Consider the following 22,761-nt stretch of genomic DNA (forward strand, 5'->3'; position numbering starts at 1 on the left):
TTTAACTCGAGAGCTCCAAATAGACCGTTGCGTTTTTGGAAACATGCGCACCAGGTCGAGGGCTCTGATATTGTACTTTCCCTGAACCTGAAATCTCAACTTCCAGTCCGAGTTCATACAGTTTGACGATTGCTGCCCGGAGGCTCATATTTCGAACATCAGGCATCCTGTTCGTCTCAGTTTCTCTGGTAGATTGTTGAGATTCCCGGGATTCCTGAAACAACATCTGTGTAGTAAGGGCTACCGGCGAGGTAGCGGATTGTTGCACCTCGGCCCGGTCCGGTTGCGCCGATTTACGCGGCTGCCGCTTCGTCTCCGGGGTGTCATCCTCTGCAATAAAGTAGTGGTCGGTCGAATTGATAATCTGAGAGAAAATATTTTTTACGATCGGCGCCGCGGCGTATCCGCCCCAATGCATACCGTGCTTCGGGGAATCAAGAATTACCGCACACAACAATTCGGGCTCATCCACCGGTAAAAATCCGATAAAGGAGGAGACATATTCAGTCTCTGAATACGTCCCGTTAATATTTTTCTGAGCCGTCCCGGTTTTCCCCGCGATCCTGATGCCATCGATATGTGCATTCTCTCCGGTCCCGCGCATCACTACCTGTTCCAGTATGGATTTAACACGTTTCATAACTTCAGGCGAGGCTACCTGACGAATAACCGTCGGTTCGCCCCGGTGGACGATTTTTCCGTTCTGATCACGGATATTGTCGACAATATAGGGTTTCATCAGATACCCGTTATTGGCTACGGCAGCAAACGCATTAGCCATCTGCAAGGCCGTAGCAGAGATCTCATGCCCGATTGATATACTGGCGGTTGAGATTTCCGTCCAGCGATTTAAGGGATGGACGATACCGGGCACCTCGCTGGCCAAATCGATCCCCGTCTTGGTTCCGAATCCGAATTTTCGGAGATAGGTATAGAGCCGTTCTGCGCCGACTTTTTCGGCGATCTTGATTGTCCCCACATTACTGGAGTTGACTATGACATCTTCAAAGGTTAACCAGCCGTGGGGTTTCCAGTCGTGGATAATTTCTCCTTTGACCTTGATTTTACCTTGTTCGCAAAAAAAGATGTCCTGAGGCTCGACAATATCTTCCGCCAGTGCAGCGGTTGCGGTAACGATTTTAAAGGTGGAGCCCGGCTCATAGATGTTCGTGATAGTACGATTCTTCATGTTCGCAGGATTCGACCGTCCCGGATCGTTCGGGTTATAAGAGGGGAGAGAGGTCATGGCCAGGATAGCGCCATTACTGGGATTCATGAGGATCGCCATCCCTGTCTCCGCTCTGTACTTTTCCATGCCCCGGGAAAGTGCTTCATTGAGAATCGTTTGGTATTCAAAATCGATGGTAAGTTCAACATCGTGTCCGTCGATAGGGTCAATGGATGGAAATCGAGGACTCGGAAGGGAACTCCCCAAACCGTCCTTTCGCAATATTGTCCAGCCCGGCTTCCCGGTAAGCAGGGAGTCAAACTGTGCTTCAATACCACTGACACCCTTACCGTCCACGTTCGTAAATCCGGTAATCTGGGACGCGATCTCTTTATAAGGATAATACCGGTCACGCTCCACCTTGGTCACAAATCCGGGATCTTCATAGTCGAGCAACACCTCTGCCTGTGATTTTTCCACATTCCGATCCAACCAGACAAAGGGCTCAGGCGAATTGAGCCGACGAAGGTAGTATTGGCGTGTACTGCCAAAAACGGAGGCCAGCTTCGAAGCCAATTGGTTTTTGTTTTCTACCAGATGCGGATGGGCAGCGAACGAGTACTGGGGGATATTCATGGTCAGCTGCTTCTGGTTTCGATCGTAGATGTTCCCCCGAATTGGCGGGATCGGCTCCCGGTTCTCGGCCTGGCGTTTGCCAATAGACTGGTAATCCTCACCCTGCACTACCTGGACCAGGTAAAGTTTACCCACCAGGATCATCCACAGCAGTAACGACCCTGCGAGGATAAACATAAAGCGACCGGAGAATGTGTTGTCACGCGGTGTCATATCTATGGTATCTTTTTATCCTTGGCAAATTGATTTTCGTCAATAAAAACCACCAGGGATTCTGGCTCTGGCGTGACCATATTGAGCTCGGTTCGGGCAATTCTTTTGATCCGATCGCCCCGGGAAAGATCGGAAATCTCGCTCCGGAGCTCCCGGTTGCGATTGTCCAGCTGATGTTCCAGTTTGCGTAGTGCTACGTTTTCCTTAATGGTCTTCGTCACAGCATTATGGACCCAAAGATATCCGAGAAATAGTCCAATCAGCAGGCTGATTACCACCATAAAGGACATGGTAAAGAACATGTCATTGCTCGAATTTTTCTTTGTTGCCATTGACTGTTATACCTTTTCCGCCGCCCGAAGCCTGGCGCTGCGAGCACGGGGGTTCTTATCTGTCTCTTCCTCACTCGGTTTTACCACACCGGATGTCAAAACCCGCATGGTCTGCTCCTTATCGCACACGCATATGGGAAGTTCCGGCGGACAGACGCAGTCACTTTCCTCCTTCCTGAAGAATTGTTTTACAATGCGATCTTCCAGGGAATGGTAGGCGATGACGACAATCCGACCTCCTGGCCTCAGGAGCGGGACCGCGGATTCCAGAGTCTGCTGAAGTAATTCCAGTTCCCGGTTGACATGGATACGAATCGACTGAAATACGCGGGCCAACGTTTTAATCCGATACGGTTTTGGCGTCACCGCTTCGATGGCCGCGCGCAAATCAGTCGTAGTTTCCATTGGTCTGTTTGTAATTATAGAACGGGCGATAGACTTAGCATATCGCTCCTCTCCGTATTCCTTTATTATAGTAGCGATGGTTTCCTCATCGGCATTATTGATAAATTTGGCTGCTGTCTCCGTGGCGCTGGTCGAAAAGCGCATATCCAGCGGACCCTCTTCCATATATGAAAATCCGCGTTCCGGAGAATCGATCTGCAGCGATGACAATCCCAAATCCATTAAGAGTCCGTCGATTGGTGTTAAGGCCTGCTTGCGGAGGACCGCGCCCAGGTGACTAAAATTGGTTTCGGCGAGCAGGATCTCCTGAGGAAAGTCCCGGAGTCTGTTGCTCGCGATATCCAGGATCTCTGCGTCCGCATCGATCCCGACGAGGGTTGCGCTGTCGTCCAGTTGTTCGAGCAGGGAAGAGGCATGTCCACCCGCGCCAACCGTTGCGTCAACATAGATCCCGTCCCGACGTGTTACGAGCCACTCGAGTACTTCCTCGCATAAAACCGGGATATGAATCTGGGTCATATCACGGCTTATAACTTGATCTGATTCTGAGTGGCGAGACTTTCAATGTCCTCATCCGAGAGTTCCACGAATTCCTCACTTTCAGAATCAATCACATTCGGGCTCCAAATCTCAATCTTGTTTAGATAACCGATAATGATTGCTTCATCGCTGAGGTTGGCAATTTCCAGCAAGGTGGAAGGAATCGTAACCCTCCCCTGCTTGTCGTATTTTGCCGGAGTGGCCCAGCGAACGATTTGACGAATAAATTGGCGTTCCTTTGCACGTAAAAAAGAGAGACTTCTGAGATTGTCTTCAATCCGCTCCCATTCCTCCAGGGGATATACCCATAAGCAATGGTCCAGTCCCCGGGTAATGACGAAGGTATCGTCGGAATCAGGAGAGAGGGATTGGCGGAATTTTGCGGGGACATTTATCCGACCCTTACTGTCGATCGAATACCGATACTCCCCGATAAATGTATTCGTGCGTGACGCCATTCGCTTGTCTCGGATTAGTAGTTGGGATGATTACCCACTATTACCCACAATTATACACCCTGTTTACAAGGATGTCAAGAATTAAACAAAAAATACTAATGAAATATTTTACTTATTCTTTTAAGTAGAACGCGGATTTATTACTATGTTTAATAAGTGAACAAAAAGTGTACAAAATATTCTAATAAGGAAAATGTGGTTATTTTACCGAGATTGCGTACTCATCTTTGAAAATTAAGCAGAAAAAACTGCTAACAAATAAATATTCAATGTAACCATGACAGAATGACAGGGGCCGGATGCCCCTGATTACGTGGGATGTTAAAATACCTTCTATAATGAAGGGGGTGGGAGTACTAACTCTGGAATTGGGTTCTCCCGGGTGAGTTATGGTTGCCGTCTCAGTTCGTATTGGTATCCGTCGCAGTCGTATCGCTAACGGATTGCGGCACCACCGTCCGTTTGTTGACGATGCCTTCTCTTGTAATTACGAGGTTGGTGACAGTATTGGGAGCACCGAGGTTGCCCAGGGGATCGCCATTCAGGATCAAGTTGGCGCCGGCGGAGTTCCCAATCATAATTTCGATTTCATTGACTGCGCGCCAGGTTCTGGTATCCTGTGGCAGGAAAGTAAACTCCTGGCTGGGCAGCGTATCACGCCGGACGCGAACCCACGTTCGGTCCACAGCATTGAGCCGGAGGACAATCTGCTCGTTCGGGGCAGTGGATCTCACGGATTCCTGCGATTCATCAATAACGGTACCACGCTGAAATTCTTCCTCCGAGATTACCGGTGGTTGCGCATTGTTGTTTGTATCGGTCACAGCTGTATCCTGAGTTGTAACAGGTGGGGTGGTTTCGTTTATACTACTGGAATCTACATAGGATTTTACGATCCAGATGGCGAATCCAAATATGGCAATAACAATCAGTGTCCGCTTCCAGTTGAATTTGTTTTTTGGTTTGAGGTCGATTGGAGGCGTTGTACGACCTGAGTCTTCCTCATCCATTCCCGGCCCCTGTTTGGGTTTCTTTTCATTCTTGGGACGGGGTTCGGTGATAGTCCCTTCATGCAGTTCAAGCCTTTCTATCGCCTCATCCGGGTCGATGCCAATTTCCACGGCATAGGCCCGCAGAAAAAGGCGCATGTAAGTCTCTGGAAGTACATCAAAGTCACCTTCTTCTATTGCGCGAAGGAACCGGACATTGATCTTCGTCCGCGCCGAGATTTCCTCAAGCGTGATGGACTGATTTTGCCGGTGTTCTTTAAATTCCTGGAAAAAATTTTCCATTTGTTCTCCTTAAGGGGTATGACTGAAAAATCGACTCAAAATGTAACCATATACGGCACAAGAGCAAAGTGGATTTTAACCCGAGGATTCTACCTGAGATTTGATCTGTATAAAATATTGATAGAATGCGCTAACCGGAAAGCCAACGACATTATTGTAGTCGCCATGGATATAGTCCACGAGCAGTGCCCCTAATCCCTGAATTCCGTACGCGCCTGCCTTGTCCTTCGGCTCCCCTGTTGCGACATATGCCTTGATTTCATCTCCAGTAAGGTTGCGGAAGTGTACGACAGTTTCTTCTGAAAAGACGTGCACGATTTGCTCCGGAACGGCTATGAGTGCTACGCCGGTAATCACTCGGTGAGAATTCCCTGAAAGTTGGCGGAGCGTTGTGATGGCTTCCTCTGAGTTTTGCGGCTTTCCAAGGATCTGACCGTCCAGATGTACCACCGTATCAGCTCCGATAACGAATGCATTCCGGGCAGTTTCAGCGATAGTACGAGCCTTTTTTTCTGCGAGATATTCGGCGGCTGTAATTGGTGACTCCTGCGCCCGGGGGACCTGTGATTCATCAATTGTCGCAGGTTGGACCTGATAGGCAAGATTAATTTGGTCTAATAATGCTGCCCGCCGGGGAGATTTTGAAGCCAGAATAACAGGGCGTTTGGGTTGAGATATCATGACGAAGGGGCCGTCCGGTTTACGAAATTACCTGGTAACAGCTAATTTCCCGACGAAATGGTCAGTATCGTTCGATTCGGAAGAAGTTGCGGAGATGCGATACAAGTACATACCGTTTGCAATCGGGGCGCCGTAACGGTCACGTCCGTTCCAGTGAATTGAGTGGAAGCCGGCGATTCCGAACGTCCGCTCCAGCGTCCGGATTGCCTGGCCACTCAAGGTATAGATTGTCAACTTGACCGAGCCGGGGCTACTGATGGAAAAGGTGAAGTCGGTCTCGTTCTGCATGGGATTGGGGTAATTATAGGCTTGGGTAACGGTGAAGTCTCCCCCTTCAATGAAGGTAACATCCGCACTCTGAACTGAGAGGTTATTGGAGGAATCCCATGCCCGGACAGTCAATGTATATTCGCCGGGTTCAACATTTGACAACGGGTAAACGACATGCCCTTCCTGATAACTATTTTCGTTATAACTGAAAAATTCGGTCAGGTTGTATTCGGTGGTTGTCGGACCGTTTAGTTCGAGCTTTAACTGGTGTCCGACACTCCCGGTAATATTTATTCCATACTCGTCAAATACTGCTATATCGAGAACGGCATCGGAGGGAATGACATCTCCTGATTGAAATTCATAGCCCTCAAACCCTATTTGGATGGATGGGCCCTGCGCATCCTCGATACCGGTCGCTGTTCCCTGAAATACAATGGAGCGTCGCTGGCCTGCTCCCGTTACTACACTGTCCGCCCCCTGGTAGAGCATCACCATTTTCCCGGTGTCCCCTGAATATCGAATATCTTTGGGCACAATGAATTCACCTGTAAAATCTCCCCCGGTAATACTCACTGGCCCGTAAAAAATGCGGGATCCGGAAAGCGAGTAGTTCAGGTATTCATAAGTTGTATCGTTCGGGTAATAGGTCGGATAACTGTGCTGAACCGACGTTTTGGAATCGAAAACCGAGAGAACTCCGGTCCCACTGAAACCTGCAGAGATGGCTGAATCAGCCATTTGGACCTTGCCGTTATAATCAATCTTCGACAAGGCAGCAAATGTATCCGGGGTAACATCGGTTAATTCTGCACTATAGGTTGGGGAGGCGAGCCGTAATGCCGGATCGCCAAAGAAGACATAGCGCTCGTCATTAAGGTTGGTTGTTTTTGACATCATCGCTGCAAGGCCAACCGGCAAACTGTTACTCGGATGCTGACTATCCGAAAATAATGTTCCAAAGAATCGTCCCATAAAATTAATGTTTGGCGTGAGATAGGAAAGTCGTGCAGCGCTCAATATACCGATGGCACCATTGGATTCCTGAGCCAGAAGCCCTTCGGTCATACTCACATCGCCGACCATATCAAACCGTCCCCATTCGCAGGTAGCCGCAACCCAAAGAGGAAGTTTGCCCCCGGTCTCGATTCGATTTAAATCCCGCTCCATAGTTAAAATTCGTTCCTGCGTCCAAACTTTCGGAGAGCCGTGTCCGGAAAAGTTGACCACCAGTGTGCCCTGCCGAAGCTGGTCAAGTAATGCATCTGTCGTCGCCGGGCGGGTTACGCCAAAACTGCTGAGGTCCTGTACAATGGGGAAGTCGGGAAGATAAATTTTCCGCAGATGAAAAATATCAGGGATCTTCCTTAAGACACTATCTTCCAGTTTCTGGATATGCGCCAGTTGATAGTTACCCTTTGATTCAGGTCGTTGCGTATCGTCCCCCACCATCGTGAGATTCAGGCGCCATTGCCCAAACGGAGGTGAAGTCTCATATTGAATTATTTTATCTACCATGTGTCGGGCTTCATCAACTGTGGTTGCCGTCAGGCGCCCAATCGCCATATCCGGAAGATTATCCCTGCCATCGACCAAGACAAAGCGGTCGTCAATTTCTTTGGTATCCACCTCGCGGGTACTTTCGAACTGCCAGGTCGGCACGAAGATTTGTGAACTGCCAGTGATATTCCGGTAATCGTAATCCCCGTCACCGAAGAGCAGTGCGTATTGGGCGGGTTCCTCGCCACGCCACTGGCGATAGGCCCAGGAAAGAAAGTTCCGCAGGGCTACCGGGTCCTGGAGCCCCCCAGAGAATTCATTGTAGATCTGTTCCACGGTAGCAATTTCCACTGACAGGGGCTCATCGGTAGGAGAAGAGAAGGTTGATCGAAATTCTGCAAGGCGTTCTGCTTCCTCCAGGAACGGCTCGGCGGTGATAATGATATAGTCAGCCATCAGATCGTCTCGCCGGAGGGTGGGCTCACTAAAGGACTCAACCTCAGTAATACTTTCCGGCTGGGTACGCTGCCCGGTCTGGATAAGTACAATCTCCCGCACGTTCACGGACTGGTCAAACTCCACCGTAAACCGAATGCCATTTGGATCTGACGCGGTTGCCAGGTTTGTCATTTCATCCGGGTCGGTTACGTCTAATACCAGAAGATTGTTCGGGGATACCCCACTGACCTGATACGTCTGTGAACCAGACCGCGGACGGGTGAAGAACGAGTAGATATCCTTGTTTTCCGGAAAGGAGAGTTGCTGGATATACTTCAGTTGAATATAATCCAGATGCCCCTGTGCGGAGGACGTTTCGCCGTTACTGATTATTTCAATACTATTCCCTGTTGAGGAAAAGAGATCGCCGCTAACGTTTTCGGAAAGAGAGGCCACGGCTGAACTATATTCACCTGATCGTATACTTGCGTCACCGATAGGAGACTCGTTTATCGAAAACTCCCAAAAATGGCGGTTAGCATCGTTGCCGCGGGCGACAGCGATTTGAATATTCGCAGACGAATCCGTTACGATATTAGGTATATCTAACGGGAAAGCCTGTTTGTCATATGCGCCAAAAAAACTATTCCCGTACCATCTGAGTCCGCTCCCGAAAAAATTGCGGCGCTCTTCTTCGTATCGGTAAACCCCTTGCGCCGTCGTAATGGAATTATCCGAGGATGATACATTTGAAGTGGTAAGGCGTTTGCCTGGTTCAGTCGATTTTTCTCCCGGAAGATTGAGCCAGTAGTAATTTGTAGTTTCAAAGGAATTCCTGACAAACCGAACGTTTTCTCCATCCGGAACAAACCGGCTGGGGGGTTGTCCGTAAAATTCGATGGCATCTCCCTGCTTGAATTCCGTACTTGCCGATTCCTGGGTGATGCGAACCGGGATTTCCCGGAGCATTGGTCCAATCTCTGCTATTGACGGTCCACGTGGGGTTTCCAGGGGCAATCCAAAATTTGGAGCGGCAAACATCCGGATTAGATCGATGTCAATATTTTCAACCGGGACTTCATTTCGCTGAAGCCAGGAGTACGATATCCGGTGCATGCCGGTTGAGGTCACCGGAATTTTATACCATGTCCCGCTCCGGTCTGTTTGTGCTTGTACGGTTTGCTTGGTCAAACTCTGAGATTGATCTCTGCGAAAAAGTGAGGCCGATTTCGTAGTCTCCTGAGTCCGTAATGCCATCGTATCAAATCGGGATAATTCTTCTGTCAACGGGGAGGTATTACCCCCTGTCCAGCTGATTCGGATAGTTGCACTGGTAAGAAGTTCGACCTGATCGCCATTCGGTCGGACCGGAATAAGGAGGAATTGACCCATATTATACCCGCGAAATGACTGATGTCCGATGAAAACAACCTCTGAGGATGAATTATATCCGTGTCCTGCCTCAGACGCCGGAGGAAGTGGGCCACTTTCTCTGCGAACGGTTTGTTTGTTAATTATTTCTATCTGTGGCGTCACATCTGGCTGAATAGGCACCCGAAAGCCAACCACAGGGGTGAGCCGGCCATCAACATTGACATTATCGGAGATGGAACCATTACCCCATAAACTATACTCGGAACCGTCAATTGTCTCAGTGTATTCCGTCCATTGAAAATCAACCTGATAATCCACATGGTGGTCTGAGGAAGATTGAATTGTGATCTCCCCCTTAATTTGTGTAGAAAGAAGGATTGGAAAAATCAGAAGCAGGGTAAGGACTAATCCAGGAAGAAAACGCATTCGGTATTTATCTTTCATCAATTGAAGGTTTGTTGGACTCGTTAAATCTGTGAATTTGGAATCTATACGTTCAATTACCCAAACCAGTTCCGTTAAAGTTACGATATTTTTAAGGATTTGTTAGCAAAAATACCGTAAGGGAGTTAACATCAGGGCGGTCCTGAAATCAAGAGGCCGATTTTGTCTGGCCATTTCCATACCCAATGCAAATGTTCGGTCAGCCTTAGGCTTATCGGACGGGCGCCAGTGTGGTAGTGAAAACAAGTTGCACGCCATTGGAACTCCATTTATATTTATCTGCTATAATGAAAAGAAGCCAAGACTATGTTTGAACGACTTTCGGAAAATTTAGATTCGGTCCTGAAGAAACTCAGGGGCAGAGGAAAATTAAGCGAAAAAAACATCTCTGACGGACTGCGTGAAGTCCGCCGGGCGCTATTAGAAGCCGACGTAAATTACAAGGTGGCAAAGAACTTTATTGCCTCGGTAAAAGAAAAAGCGGTCGGCAAAGAGGTGCTGGAGAGCATAACACCAGGTCAGCAGATTGTCAAAATAATCCACGACGAACTTGTGGAATTGCTCGGAGCGGAACGCTCGAAGCTGGAGCTGACGGGGAAGCCACCGCACGTTATTATGGTCGTGGGGCTTCAGGGTTCCGGAAAGACGACTTTTGTTACGAAACTTGGTAAGCATCTGCATGACAAGGGATATAGCCCGCTGTTAGTCGGGGCGGATGTCTATCGTCCTGCGGCGAAGGATCAGCTGCAAACAAATGCAGAAAAAGCGGGACTGCCGGCCTTTGTCACCGACCACGACCGCGTGCTGGATATTTGTACAGAAGCGAGACAGCATGCTCGCAAGCATCATGAGGATGTGTTGATACTCGACACAGCTGGCCGGCTACATATTGACGCCTCCATGATGGACGAGTTGTCTGATATCCGGAGTCAGTTGCGCCCGGACGAGATCCTGTTTGTCGCTGACGGGATGACCGGACAGGATGCCGTGAACGCTGCATCCGAATTCCTGAACCATCTTGATTTTACAGGCGTGGTTCTCACCAAGATGGACGGTGATGCCAGAGGAGGCGCAGCCTTATCGATTCGATCGGTAACCGAAAGACCGATCAAGTTTATGTCAGTCGGCGAGACGGTTGATTCCCTTGAACCCTTCCACCCGGATCGGCTGGCCAACCGAATCCTTGGCATGGGAGACGTCGTTTCTCTGGTGGAGAAAGCCGAGGAGACAATTGATGAGGAATCGGCGAAGGAACTAAATGAGAAAATTAAACGGAATGAGTTTTCTCTTGCAGATTTTCAGGAACAGTTGCAACAGATAAAAAATATGGGGCCACTTGACCAGCTATTGGATATGATTCCCGGTATGGGTAAGATCAAACAGCAGGGACTATCAGTTGACGGGGCTGAACTGGATAAAATTGAGGCGATGATCAGTTCCATGACCCCAGAGGAACGCCAGAAGCCCGGCATCATTAATGGAAGCCGGCGAAAGCGAATCGCCCGGGGCAGTGGTACCAGCGTCGGAGAAGTCAATCAACTGCTGAAACAGTTTCAACAGATGAAGAAAATGATGCAGCAAATGAATCAAGGAAAATTGAAGCGGCAGATGACCAGTTTGCCGTTCTAGCAGAGAGAACAAAGGAGGAAATCGTTGTCAGTTAAACTCAGAATGAAGCGGATGGGGCGGAAGAAGATTCCGTACTATCGGTTGATAGCCATTGATTCCCGGCGTCAGCGCGACGGGAAAGAACTTGAGCGCATCGGGGTATATAACCCGCTGCCGGATCAGGAAATATTTAACGTCGATGAAGACAAACTCTTCTACTGGCTGAGTCAGGGGGCGGAGCCGAGTGATACGGTTCGGACGCTGATGAAGAATCACGGGTTGGCCCTGAAGTGGCACCTGAAGTCTCAGGGAAAATCCGAAGAAGAGATAGAAAAAGAATATCAGAAATGGCAGCTGTTGCGGGAATCGAAAGCAGCGGCGGTGGCCGAACAGGAAAAGCGTAGCGCCAAGGAAGAAAAACCGGCTGAGCCAGCACCGGAACCTGAAGAAGTTGAAGCAGCGGAAGAGGAAGAAGTTGCTGTTGAGGCTCCGGATGATGATGTGGAAGAGACTGCTGATGCAGAAACGAAAGCAGCCGCGGATGAAGATGAAGAGGAACCCACGGCTGAAGCCGGGGCAGGCGAAGAAGTCGAAGAAGATGAGGCCGAAAAGGTCACTGAAGAGGATCAGGCGGTTGCGGAGGAAGACAAGGAGGCCGAGGCAAAAGCGGCGAAAGCGGAAGCCGAAGACGCAGATGAGGACGCGGACGACGCATCGGACGACGAATCGGACGAAGACAAGGAAGAAGACGAAGAAGAAAAAGAATAGGCCGATTTTCGCGGGCATTAATTGCTCCCCGATACAAGATTGCCAGAGGAAATCTGCAAGATGATTTCCGGTAGGTTGATGCGGTTACAAGCGGATTTCTCGTCAGCAAAGGTCTCATAGCGAGGTACCTTACACGGGATTGCGGGTGGATTGAACAAGGAGGCGTGACATGAAGGAATTCGTTGAATATATCGCAAAGCAGTTGGTAGATAATCCGGAGGCAGTGCAGGTAACACAAATCGATAGCGAAAAGACCACGATTTATGAATTATCCGTGGGTGATGGCGATTTGGGTAAAATCATTGGAAAAAAGGGCCGAACAGCTCAATCTATCCGAACGCTGCTGACGGCTGCCTCTGCAAAATTAGGTGGAAAACGCGCCCTGCTTGAGATTGTGGAATAACGGACAGGTTTCAGTACTTCTAACAATTTCCCTTAACTTCAGAGACATTATACATTTTCAATTAGAGGGTTATGAGTATACGACGTATTACAAACAGTGATTTATTTGTTTGCATTGGTAAAGTCCTCCGACCCGTTGGCGTAGAAGGGGCCGTGAAGATTCAGAACTATTCTGATATCACGGATCGATACACCTCGATTCAGGAAATTTATATCGGCCCGACCACCGAATTGGCCATCCCGTACCGTGTGGATACTGTCGAATACCGTGGAAAAGATATCGTCCTGCAGCTGGAGGACCACGGGAACATCGAAGGAGTTGAACATCTGCGCGGCTACTTTTGTTACCTCCCGCGTCTCGAAGATGAAGCGCTGGATGAGGATGAATTCTTCGTCGATGAATTGATTGGACTTACCGTTGAGAACACCGACCGGGTTGAAATCGGTCAGGTGAAAGATATCATTCAGGCGCCCGCCAATGATGTGTTGGTGATTAACAGTCAGGGAGACGAGATATTATTGCCGATGGTGCAAGAGTTTATCCAGGAAGTCAATCTGGGTGAAGGTATCGTTGTTGTACACCCCATCGAGGGGTTGGGAGGCCTGACGTGATGCAGATAGATATTATTACGGCATTCCCTGAAATCGTATCGGAGCCGCTCTCAGCGAGCATTCCGGCCCAGGCAGAAAAGAAAGGGCTGGTTGAATACCGCATCCATGATTTGCGGGATTTTACAACAGATAAACACCGGCAAATTGACGATTTGCCATATGGTGGTGGTCCGGGAATGATTCTGAAGCCCGAGCCGCTGTTTCGTGCAGTGGAAGCCCTTCGGGAACAGTGTGAAAATCACAGCCGGTGTGAGGTGATTTATCCCACGCCACAGGGGACTCCTTTTACTCAAAAATCGGCTGAAAATCTACGCGGATTGGAGCATCTGATCTTTATCTGTGGTAGATATAAAGGCATCGATGAGCGGGTACGTGAACAATTGGTGACCATGGAAATTTCTCTCGGTGACTTTGTGTTATCCGGCGGTGAGATCCCTGCGCTGGCAATCATTGACAGCACTGTCCGGCTCCTGCCGGGGGTGCTCCAAGACCCCGAATCGGCCGAGACGGATTCCTTTAGCAGTCGACTTCTGGATGGACCACATTACACGCGTCCTGAAGAATTCCGGGGACTGAAAGTTCCGGAGATTCTACTCTCGGGACACCATGCAAAAATCAGGGAATGGCGGGAAGAGCAACGACTGACACGAACCCGCGAGAGGCGTTCGGATTTACTAGTTGAAAAATGAATCCGATTACCAGTATATTACGAGACTATGTTATTGGGCTGTAGCATAATGGCAATGCACCTGGCTGTTAACCAGGCTACTGCAGGTTCGAATCCTGCCGGCCCAGCAAAAAATTTAGAAATAAAGACGGTGGCTGTCGCGCCAGTCACAGAAAATATAGAACCATTAAACGGTGGTGCCAGCCGAGAGGAACAGGGGGGACAAAAATGAATTTATTAGAATCTGTAGAAGCAACCCAGTTACGTGATGATATCCCGGAATTTCGTCCGGGGGATACAGTTGCAGTAGACGTTAAAGTTCGTGAAGGAGACAAAGAACGTCTCCAGCGATTTGAAGGGGTTGTAATCGCCCGGAAGGGATCCGGCATTAATGAGACGTTTACCGTCCGGAAGATATCCTACGGTATCGGTGTTGAAAGGGTATTCCCGTTACATTCACCGAATATCGCGAATATTAACCGGATTAAAGAAGGCCAGGTCCGGCGCGCCAAATTGTATTATCTGCGGAAGGTCAGAGGGAAAGCCGCCCGAATCAGGGAACGCCAGCAGTAACCGATACATTAATACATACTCATTTGAATGATATAAGCCATTCCGCGAACTCGGGATGGCTTTTTTCTTTTTAGGATAACCACATGACGCTATTGGAATTCGGACTGGTCACCGTCGTTGGGATTGTCGCAGGAATTGTCAATACTCTGGCCGGCGGCGGTTCTCTTTTGACGCTTCCGTTGCTTATCTTTCTGGGGTTGCCCGCCAGTCTGGCGAACGGAACGAACCGCGTTGCAGTATTAACTCAAACGCTGAGTGCTTCAGCCGGATTCCGCTCAAAGGGATTTAAAACCGTCCGGTACAGCTTGTTCCTTGCAGCACCAGCTGTAATCGGATCAGTCATGGGGGCATGGCTTGCCGTCGATATTTCTGATTCGCTGTTCGAACGGCTCCTTGGAATCGTAATGTTGATAATGGTCGGTATCATTCTCTGGAACCCCACCCGCCGGCTTGAAGGTAATGCTGAAAACCTCACTCCTAAACGAAAATGGGTTGCCGCATTTTGCTTTCTTTTCGTCGGCTTTTACGGCGGCTTTATCCAGGCCGGAGTTGGCTTTTTCGTCATCGCCACCCTCTCCCTGGTCAACGGGTTCGATCTGATAAAGACCAACAGTCACAAGGTAGTCATCAATAGCGTGTACATCTTTGTTGCGCTCCTGGTTTTTGCGTTCCACGGCGAAGTGGACTGGATTGTGGGATTTCTCCTGGCTATTGGTATGGGAATCGGTGGCTGGCTCGGCAGTCATCTGGCTGTGGAAAAGGGGGAACCGTTGATCCGTGCGGTTCTCGTTATCGCCGTTGTCGGGATGGCAATAAAACTCCTGGCAGGATTCTGAGAATACCCCGGGTACGCTTGCTTTCATTTTGTTCCGCCGTTACCTTTAATATTCAACAAATGAACGGAAATGACTCATGGCTAACCAGGCACTCCTCAAGCAAATCCCGTCCGTCGATACCGTATTGGATGACCTCGACGATGAAAAGTATAATCTACCCAGAGAGTTCGTCTTGCAGACAGTTCGCACTGTGCTCGGTGACTTACGAACCGAAATACTCGACGGCAAAGAATATCCACAGAACGATCTCGAGTCGATTGCCCTTAATAGGATAAAAGATTTTTGCAAAATCAGAAGCGCCGGATCGATGCAATCCGTAGTAAATGCTACAGGAATCGTTTTGCATACCGGGTTGGGGCGGGCACCGCTATCGACATCTGCCAGAGATGCCTTGAGCCGCTCGGCTGAAGGCTATTGCAATCTGGAGTTTGACCTGGAGTCAGGGCAACGGGGACAGCGCAACGATCATATTGAAGACCTGCTCTGTGCGCTGACGGGGGCGGATGCGGGACTTATGGTGAATAACAACGCTGCAGCAGTTATGCTGTCGCTGAATACGCTTGCCGAGGGCGGCGAAGCCATTATCTCCCGGGGGCAATTGGTGGAGATTGGTGGCTCATTTCGCATTCCGGACGTGATGGCAAAATCCGGGGCAGTGATGGTTGAGGTGGGAACTACAAACCGGACTCATCTCCGGGATTACGAAAATGCTATTACCGATGATGCGGCAATGATCCTCATAGCTCATACCAGCAATTATAAAATCGAGGGATTTACTGCAACACCTGATCTCAGGGATATCCTTTCTCTGGCACACGCGAACGATCTCCCGGTAATGTACGACCTGGGAAGTGGTGCGCTCTTTGAGATGGAACAATACGGGCTCCCCCACGAGCATATTGTCAGCGAGATCGTTGAAGCAGACGTAGACGTGGTTACCTTCAGTGGCGATAAACTCATCGGAGGCCCGCAAGCCGGACTTATCGTTGGCAAAAAGCAGTATGTGGATAGGATTAAACGGAATCCTATGACTCGTGCGCTACGATGTGACAAACTGATTTATTCAGCAATGGAAGCAACGCTGCAGACCTATACGAATCCGGAACAACTCCCGAAACGAAACACGACATACACACTGCTTACGCAATCGATGGATACACTGGAAGAGTTGGGGGAAGCCGTTCTGTCAGAGTTAGACGGAGAAGTTATCGAAACACTGGGAATAAAATTAACGGATGCGGAAACCGAAGCCGGCAGCGGATCACTCCCGACGGAGAAAATTCCCGGGAAAGCATTAGTGATTACCTCTGCCCAGTGGTCGGCCCAGAAAATGATGCGATGGATGCGGAGATATGAAACTCCTGTCGTGGGCTACATCTCCGAAGACAAATGTTTCTTTAACCTGCGGGCGGTAATGCGGGAACAGATCGCCATTCTGGTAAACGCCTTTACAGCACTGGCGGAGGCAATGGACGAATAATGCAGCCGATTATCTGGGGAACAGCAGGCCATATCGATCACGGGAAGACCGCGCTTATCGAAGCGCTTACCGGCACCAACACCGACCGGCTGCAGGAGGAACAGGAGCGCGGCGTCACTATCGACATCGGATTCGCATTCCTGAACGATGATATTTCGTTTATCGATGTTCCCGGTCACGAAAAATTCATTAAAAACATGGTGACCGGTGTCGCTACTATTGACGCGGCTCTGCTGGTGATTGCGGCCGATGACGGTGTGATGCCCCAAACACGGGAGCACCTGGCGATCCTGGATTTGCTGGGAGTCTCCGCCGGAGTCATCGCATTGACCAAATCAGACATCGCCGATCCGGACTGGTTAGAGCTTGTTGAGGAGACTATCAGGGAGTGGGCTACAAATACGGGGTTTGAGAATGCCACCATTGTTCGGACAAGCGCAGAAACCGGTCAGGGGATAGACGAGCTCCGGGAGGAAATCCTGGATATCTCCGGAAAAGTCCCGCGCCGGCTGGACAGAAAAATCCCCAGATTGCCGGTAGATCGCGTCTTCACGGTGAAAGGGTTTGGAACTGTGGTGACTGGAAGCGTCCTCTCAGGGGACTTTCGGAACGGAGTTTCGTGTGACGTTTTGCCCGGGCGTAAAACGGTAAAAGTTCGTGGAATTCAATCTCACGGTCACGACGTAGAGTCTGTAGGTATGAGTGAGCGGGCAGCGCTGAATCTTGGTGGTGTGGAGACCGAGGACATCCAGCGAGGCGACCAGATAACCAACGAAGGATTCCTCTCCGCTACGGAGACGTTGTATGTGAACGCCAAACTATTGCCTGATACGGAACATGTCCTGGGGCAAAACCAACGGGTCAGGATTCACCTGGGTACGACCGAAATCCTCGGGCGGTGCTCCATTTTGTCCGCCAATGTTATTCATCCGGGAGAAACGGGATTTGTCAAATTGCGTCTGGAAGAAACCGCGGTTGTGGGGTATCAGGATCGGTTTATTCTACGGTTTTATTCGCCCATGGAAACCATAGGCGGTGGAAAGGTCCTCTATTCGTCCCGGTTTCCGAACCAAAACAAAAAGCAGGTGCTTGAGCATCTGGAGAACCTGCAATCACCGGAAATCCGCGAGGCTTCTCTTGCATTCCTTCAGATTGCGCACCCGGATTTTTTATCTTTGGACGCATTGAGCAAGGCGATGTTCTACGGAAAAGACCTGTTACGAAATCCCGTAAAAAAACTAGTGGACGAAGGCTTATTGGCGGAATTTTTACTTGATGGCCAGACGAAATACGGCACGACCTCAGGTATAGAAAACCTGCGAGATCGAGCCGTAGAAATTGTCGCCGCATATCAGAAAAACCATCCTATGGAACCCGGCATCAAACGTTCACAGCTGGAGCAAAACCTTGATATTCCCGGACAAACGTTTCAGACAATTATTCGTCTGTTAATTGAGGATGGAGAACTGGTAGAAGAGGGACCGCTTCTGCGTACGCCGGATTTTGAAATCCGGTTGTCCGACTCCGATGCAAACCTCAAAAAAGATATTGAAGAGAAAATTCGCGCAGATGGAATGCAACCGCCATCGCTGGGAGATCTGGCGGAACATTTTTCTCTGGAAGAAAAGCGACTGCGGCAATTTCTGAAGATTTTGATCTACGAAAAATCCATTGAGCGGTTGCCGGACGACCTGTATTTTCACAAAAGTGCTAAAGCTAACTTGAAGAACCATTTACAGACATTTTTTGCTGAAGATGAGACATTGTCGGTAGGTGAATTTAAAGATATTATAGGCGGAAGCCGGAAGTATGCTATTCCGCTTTTGGAATACTCGGATCAGCAGGGATGGACCATGCGGGATGGGGAAGTCCGCCGAAAATACAACCTTTAATAGCACACAGATGACGCAGATTGGGCAGATGACCACGGGTAAAAACAAATATTAAATGAGAACGAAATTGAAAAATATGTCGGTAATCAGTGGATATCTTGCCGTTTCAGTGTTCCCCGACTTGTCGGGGACTGCGTGCCATTTTTTGAGTGTTAGATAAATGGCGAAGCCGAAATCAGATACCACTCCATTGATGCGGCAGTACCAGGGCATCAAGAAGAAACACCGGGACGCAATTCTGTTGTTCCGGATGGGCGACTTCTACGAAACGTTCAACGAGGACGCCAAGATAGCTGCCAAGGTGCTGGGGATTACGCTGACCACTCGTTCTAACGGGAAGGCGGCAGAGGTGCCGCTGGCGGGATTCCCGCATCATGCCATGGAAGCGTATCTCCATAAGCTGCTGAAAGCGGGACACAAGGTTGCTATCTGCGAGCAGGTGGAGGATCCGAAGCAGGCCACGGGCGTGGTGAAGCGTGACGTGGTGGAGGTGGTGACACCCGGTACAGCGGTCACCGACAAATTTCTGGATCATAAGCGGAATAATTTTCTCATGTCCGCCCTGCAGGAAGGGGAGACCGTCGGTGTGGCTATCGTGGACGTCTCCACCGGGGAGTTCCAGGTGACGGAAGTCCCGGAAGAGGAGTTCGAAGATCTGGTCTCTGCCTATCAGCCCAGCGAATTGATTATCCCGAATCAGCAGTTGGACGATTTCCACGGATTACTTCCATCCTGGAACGGCATTTTCACAGATCTGGATGACTGGATTTTTTCCAGAGATTACGCCCAAGAGCAAATCGAGGAGTATTTCCAGGTGTCCACGGTCAAAGGCTTCGGTATCGAAGGGCTGCCGATGGCAGTCCGGGCCGGGGGCGTCATCCTGCACTATATCCTGGAAAATTACCAGCAGAATCTGGCGCATATTACCGGGATTAGCCGGCGCACCAGCGAGAAGTTTGTCGGCCTGGACAGCGCCACCATTCGGAATCTGGAATTGTTCGAATCCATCCGTGGTGGAGGCGTAGAAGGGACACTGCTCTCCATCATCGATGCGACTGTGACGGCAGCCGGCGGCCGCAGATTACGCCAGTGGATTGCTCAGCCACTGAATGATCTGGAAGATATTCTGCATCGTCAGTCCATCATCAAGCCGATCTTCGATTCGGAGAATCTCCGGGAAAACCTGGCCGATCATCTGGAAAAAGTGAGTGATCTCGAGCGAATTCTGTCCCGGCTTAGCACGGGACGGGCCAATCCCAAGGAAGTGGTGAGCCTCAAGCGAACGCTGCAGCAGGTTGCACCGTTGACCGGGATTCTTACGGAGACAGCAATTGAATCTCTGGAAGACTTTGTGGATGGTTTTCCGGATATGGATGATTTAATCGAATATATCGACAATGCAGTCGTTGATGACCCGCCGCAGAAGTTGCAGGATGGCGGGATAATCGAAGAAGGGTATCACGAGGAATTGGACGAGCTCCGGGAGGTGAAACTCCACGGGAAGGAATGGATTGCCGAGACCCAGCAGAAAGAACGGGAAAAGCTGGACATTCCTTCACTAAAGATCGGATATAACAAGGTCTTTGGTTACTACATTGAGGTGACCAAAACCCATACCGATAAAATCCCGGATGATTATATCCGGAAACAAACTCTGGTAAATTCCGAGCGATACATCACCGAAGAGCTTAAGGAGTACGAGGAGAGGATCCTCGGTGCTGAAGAGAAAATAGAATCTCTGGAATATGAACTGTTTCAGGAGATCCGTGAACATATTATCACCTACGCGAAGGCCATCCAGAAGACCGCCGACCTGCTTGCGCAATTGGATTGTTATGTTGGGCTGGCGGAAGTTGCCCGGCGCCGAAATTACGTCCAGCCAATGGTGGAGGTGAGCGATCGAATTGAGATCAAAGACGGCCGCCACCCGGTGGTGGAGGAACTGCTGCCGCCTGGCGACGAGTTTATCGCTAACGATTATGCCGCCGATACCACAGAGCGGCAAATTCAGCTGGTTACCGGTCCGAACATGGCGGGGAAATCCACATATCTCAGACAGATCGGGTTGATTGTGCTCCTGGCGCAGATGGGCGCGTGGGTACCGGCGAAATCCGCAACCGTTGGAATAGTGGATAAGATCTTCACACGGGTCGGCGCCAGCGACAATCTGGCCGGCGGGGAATCCACCTTCCTGGTAGAGATGAACGAGACGGCGAACATCCTGAACAATGCGACGCCGCAAAGTTTGATTATCCTGGATGAGATCGGCCGGGGCACTTCGACCTACGACGGTCTCTCCATTGCGTGGGCGGTGACCGAATTTCTGCATAATAACGAAAGTGTAGCCGCGAAGACATTATTTGCGACGCATTATCATGAACTTACGGAGTTGGAGGAAGTGCTGGAGCGGGTCATCAATTTGAACGTGGCGGTGAAAGACTACGGTGACAAAGTAGTCTTTCTCCGAAAAATCGTTCCTGGTGGCTGCGATCACAGCTACGGGATTCATGTGGCGAAACTGGCGGGCATCCCGGACATTGTCATCAACCGGGCGAATGAAATCCTGCGCCACCTGGAAGAGCATGAAGCGGCAAACGTGGATACCGAAAAGCAGTTCACGCCGCCAGCACCGACCTCGCAAATGAGTCTGTTCGGTGAACAGGAGCAGAAGCTGCGCGAGGAGCTCTCAAAGATCGACGTGAACAAGATGACACCACTTGACGCGCTGGCGAAGCTGGATGAATTGAAAAATGAGGTCGGGTTGTAGGAACAATCCAGGCGGCGATCAGTAGAAATCTCATCCTGATTATTACAAACACTAGTGAAAAAGCGGATATATTTTCTGTGAATCGACAATTATGTTTTAGTGTCCTTACGGTTTTATTGCTGGGAACATTTTTTAGCATTCCCTCTAAGTCTGTTGCGTTTGAAGTAGCTAAATATGGCTCGGATTATGTCGGAAAGGGCGTCGGAGTCAGAATTTTATCTCTTGGGGGTGCGGGTACTGCCGCCGTAAATGACGTCTCTGCCGGATTCTGGAATCCGGCCAAAATGCATCTGGCGCCACAGAAGAATATCGGGATCATGCACACGGAATCGTTCGCCGGTGCGGTGAACTTCGACTATGCCGCCGGACGGCTTCCCACTGAAGAGCATAATCTGGGGATAACTATGATGCGCACCGGTGTGGATGATATCCCGAATACGCAAAATGCGCTAAAGGATTATGGGCAGGACGGTCAGCCGAATACCGGCGATACCGGCGAAGGAAACGGCGTGTTTGATACCTTTGCGGACGGTACATCGGAGCGTATAGATGAGAATGCCATCACTTTTTTCAACTCCAGCCAGTACACGGTCCTGTTGAGTTATTCAAGACCGTTATCCGAGAAAATGGCGTATGGGGCGAATTTCAAACTAATGCGAAACTCCATCGCAGGTGAATCTGCCTGGGGACTGGGCTTCGATGTGGGGGCATGGTATCAACCCGTAACCTGGGTTCAGTTCGGAGGCATGCTGCGAAACGCCACGACCACGCTCGTCGCCTGGAGTACCGGGCGCAACGAGATTTACAAGCCGGAACTCCATTTAGGGGTTGCCGGGAATCTGCCGATCTCAGCATTTAAACTGGAGCTGATCCCCACGGCAGATATTATTTACTTTACCGATGGGCGCCGTGCGGATGCGTTGTTCAACATTTTTGGCAGCAGCGCACAATATGCCGCCGGACTCGAGTTGGTAATGAACGACAATCTGGGACTCCGGTTCGGTACGAGCAGTATAGAAGACTTCACCGCCGGCCTTGGAATTTCCCTGGGACAGGCAAGACTGGAATACGGCTTTACGCCCGGGATGGCACAGAGTAATCTTGGTGATAGCCATCGTGTGGGATTACTCTGGCAGTTTTGAGGAAAAAGGTATAAGGGTATGGGGAATAAGGGTATAGGGAAAAACAGCAGTGTTGGAGTTGAAAAAATAGTGTTATTGTGTTACCGTGTTAAAGTTGGAGCCTTTTCACAATAATTACATTTTCGAGAGTGTAAGGAAAAGTGTGTAAACCCGTTCATCGGTCAATATACGGTTCCAGTCGTTTCCGGAACACCAGCAAGAGTTCCGCATAGATTTCGCCCCAGTGGTGCCGCGTTTGGCTCCATTTTTGTTCCTGGGCACTG

At 49.8% G+C, this 22,761-nt stretch carries 18 protein-coding genes and 1 tRNA gene; 12 read left to right on the plus strand and 7 right to left on the minus strand.

Going from position 1 to position 22,761, the window contains the following annotated elements; translation table 11 throughout:
* Position 1: 1 nt before the first annotated feature.
* From K9N57_12375 to porU, 7 genes are all read right to left on the minus strand, one after another.
* On the minus strand, positions 2–2,017 hold the full coding sequence (locus tag K9N57_12375) for a transpeptidase family protein (GenBank protein ID MCF7804980.1): 2,016 nt from the start codon (positions 2,015–2,017) through the stop codon (positions 2–4).
* A 2-nt stretch (positions 2,018–2,019) separates the two neighbouring features.
* The gene (locus K9N57_12380) at positions 2,020–2,349 is read right to left on the minus strand and encodes a cell division protein FtsL (GenBank protein MCF7804981.1); all 330 of its coding nucleotides are present in this window, start codon (positions 2,347–2,349) and stop codon (positions 2,020–2,022) included.
* Positions 2,350–2,355: 6 nt separating this feature from the next.
* Positions 2,356–3,273: a 16S rRNA (cytosine(1402)-N(4))-methyltransferase RsmH gene (gene rsmH, locus K9N57_12385; GenBank protein MCF7804982.1), complete on the minus strand. Its 918-nt coding sequence runs from the start codon at positions 3,271–3,273 to the stop codon at positions 2,356–2,358.
* Between the two features lie 8 nt (positions 3,274–3,281).
* Entirely contained in the window at positions 3,282–3,752 is a 471-nt protein-coding gene (gene mraZ / locus K9N57_12390; GenBank protein ID MCF7804983.1) for a division/cell wall cluster transcriptional repressor MraZ, read from the minus strand.
* 401 nt (positions 3,753–4,153) lie between these two features.
* Positions 4,154–5,044 carry a DUF4115 domain-containing protein gene (locus K9N57_12395; GenBank protein MCF7804984.1) on the minus strand — a complete coding sequence of 297 codons (891 nt, stop codon included), beginning with the start codon at positions 5,042–5,044 and terminating at the stop codon, positions 4,154–4,156.
* Between the two features lie 75 nt (positions 5,045–5,119).
* Positions 5,120–5,725, minus strand: coding sequence for a Maf family protein (locus K9N57_12400; GenBank protein MCF7804985.1), 606 nt, complete (start codon positions 5,723–5,725; stop codon positions 5,120–5,122).
* A 27-nt stretch (positions 5,726–5,752) separates the two neighbouring features.
* Entirely contained in the window at positions 5,753–9,625 is a 3,873-nt protein-coding gene (gene porU, locus K9N57_12405; GenBank protein MCF7804986.1) for a type IX secretion system sortase PorU, read from the minus strand.
* A gap of 432 nt (positions 9,626–10,057) precedes the next feature.
* Between porU and ffh the strand changes: the two genes are divergently transcribed.
* The 12 genes from ffh to K9N57_12465 all read left to right on the plus strand — a co-directional run bounded on the left by ffh (position 10,058) and on the right by K9N57_12465 (position 22,498).
* A complete protein-coding gene (gene ffh, locus K9N57_12410; protein MCF7804987.1) occupies positions 10,058–11,380 on the plus strand; it encodes a signal recognition particle protein in 1,323 nt (440 codons plus the stop codon).
* A gap of 24 nt (positions 11,381–11,404) precedes the next feature.
* Positions 11,405–12,127, plus strand: a complete 723-nt coding sequence (gene rpsP / locus K9N57_12415) for a 30S ribosomal protein S16 (GenBank protein MCF7804988.1) — start codon at positions 11,405–11,407, stop codon at positions 12,125–12,127.
* A 169-nt stretch (positions 12,128–12,296) separates the two neighbouring features.
* On the plus strand, positions 12,297–12,530 hold the full coding sequence (locus K9N57_12420) for a KH domain-containing protein (protein ID MCF7804989.1): 234 nt from the start codon (positions 12,297–12,299) through the stop codon (positions 12,528–12,530).
* Between the two features lie 71 nt (positions 12,531–12,601).
* Positions 12,602–13,141: a ribosome maturation factor RimM gene (gene rimM / locus K9N57_12425; GenBank protein MCF7804990.1), complete on the plus strand. Its 540-nt coding sequence runs from the start codon at positions 12,602–12,604 to the stop codon at positions 13,139–13,141.
* The gene (gene trmD / locus K9N57_12430; protein ID MCF7804991.1) at positions 13,141–13,830 is read left to right on the plus strand and encodes a tRNA (guanosine(37)-N1)-methyltransferase TrmD; all 690 of its coding nucleotides are present in this window, start codon (positions 13,141–13,143) and stop codon (positions 13,828–13,830) included. Before rimM ends, trmD begins: the two co-directional genes overlap by 1 nt.
* A 34-nt stretch (positions 13,831–13,864) precedes the next feature.
* Positions 13,865–13,936: transfer RNA gene (locus K9N57_12435), tRNA-Asn, on the plus strand.
* A gap of 100 nt (positions 13,937–14,036) precedes the next feature.
* Entirely contained in the window at positions 14,037–14,381 is a 345-nt protein-coding gene (gene rplS, locus K9N57_12440; GenBank protein ID MCF7804992.1) for a 50S ribosomal protein L19, read from the plus strand.
* Between the two features lie 83 nt (positions 14,382–14,464).
* Positions 14,465–15,217: a sulfite exporter TauE/SafE family protein gene (locus K9N57_12445; GenBank protein MCF7804993.1), complete on the plus strand. Its 753-nt coding sequence runs from the start codon at positions 14,465–14,467 to the stop codon at positions 15,215–15,217.
* A 76-nt stretch (positions 15,218–15,293) separates the two neighbouring features.
* The gene (gene selA, locus K9N57_12450) at positions 15,294–16,697 is read left to right on the plus strand and encodes an L-seryl-tRNA(Sec) selenium transferase (protein ID MCF7804994.1); all 1,404 of its coding nucleotides are present in this window, start codon (positions 15,294–15,296) and stop codon (positions 16,695–16,697) included.
* A complete protein-coding gene (gene selB, locus K9N57_12455) occupies positions 16,697–18,589 on the plus strand; it encodes a selenocysteine-specific translation elongation factor (protein MCF7804995.1) in 1,893 nt (630 codons plus the stop codon). Before selA ends, selB begins: the two co-directional genes overlap by 1 nt.
* Before the next feature lie 160 nt (positions 18,590–18,749).
* Entirely contained in the window at positions 18,750–21,356 is a 2,607-nt protein-coding gene (mutS, locus tag K9N57_12460) for a DNA mismatch repair protein MutS (protein ID MCF7804996.1), read from the plus strand.
* A 77-nt stretch (positions 21,357–21,433) separates the two neighbouring features.
* Positions 21,434–22,498 carry a hypothetical protein gene (locus K9N57_12465; protein ID MCF7804997.1) on the plus strand — a complete coding sequence of 355 codons (1,065 nt, stop codon included), beginning with the start codon at positions 21,434–21,436 and terminating at the stop codon, positions 22,496–22,498.
* The last annotated feature ends 263 nt before the right edge of the window (positions 22,499–22,761 follow it).

Source organism: Candidatus Neomarinimicrobiota bacterium, from assembly GCA_021734025.1.
In the GTDB taxonomy this organism is placed as follows: Bacteria; Fidelibacterota; JAANXI01; order JAANXI01; family JAANXI01; genus JAANXI01.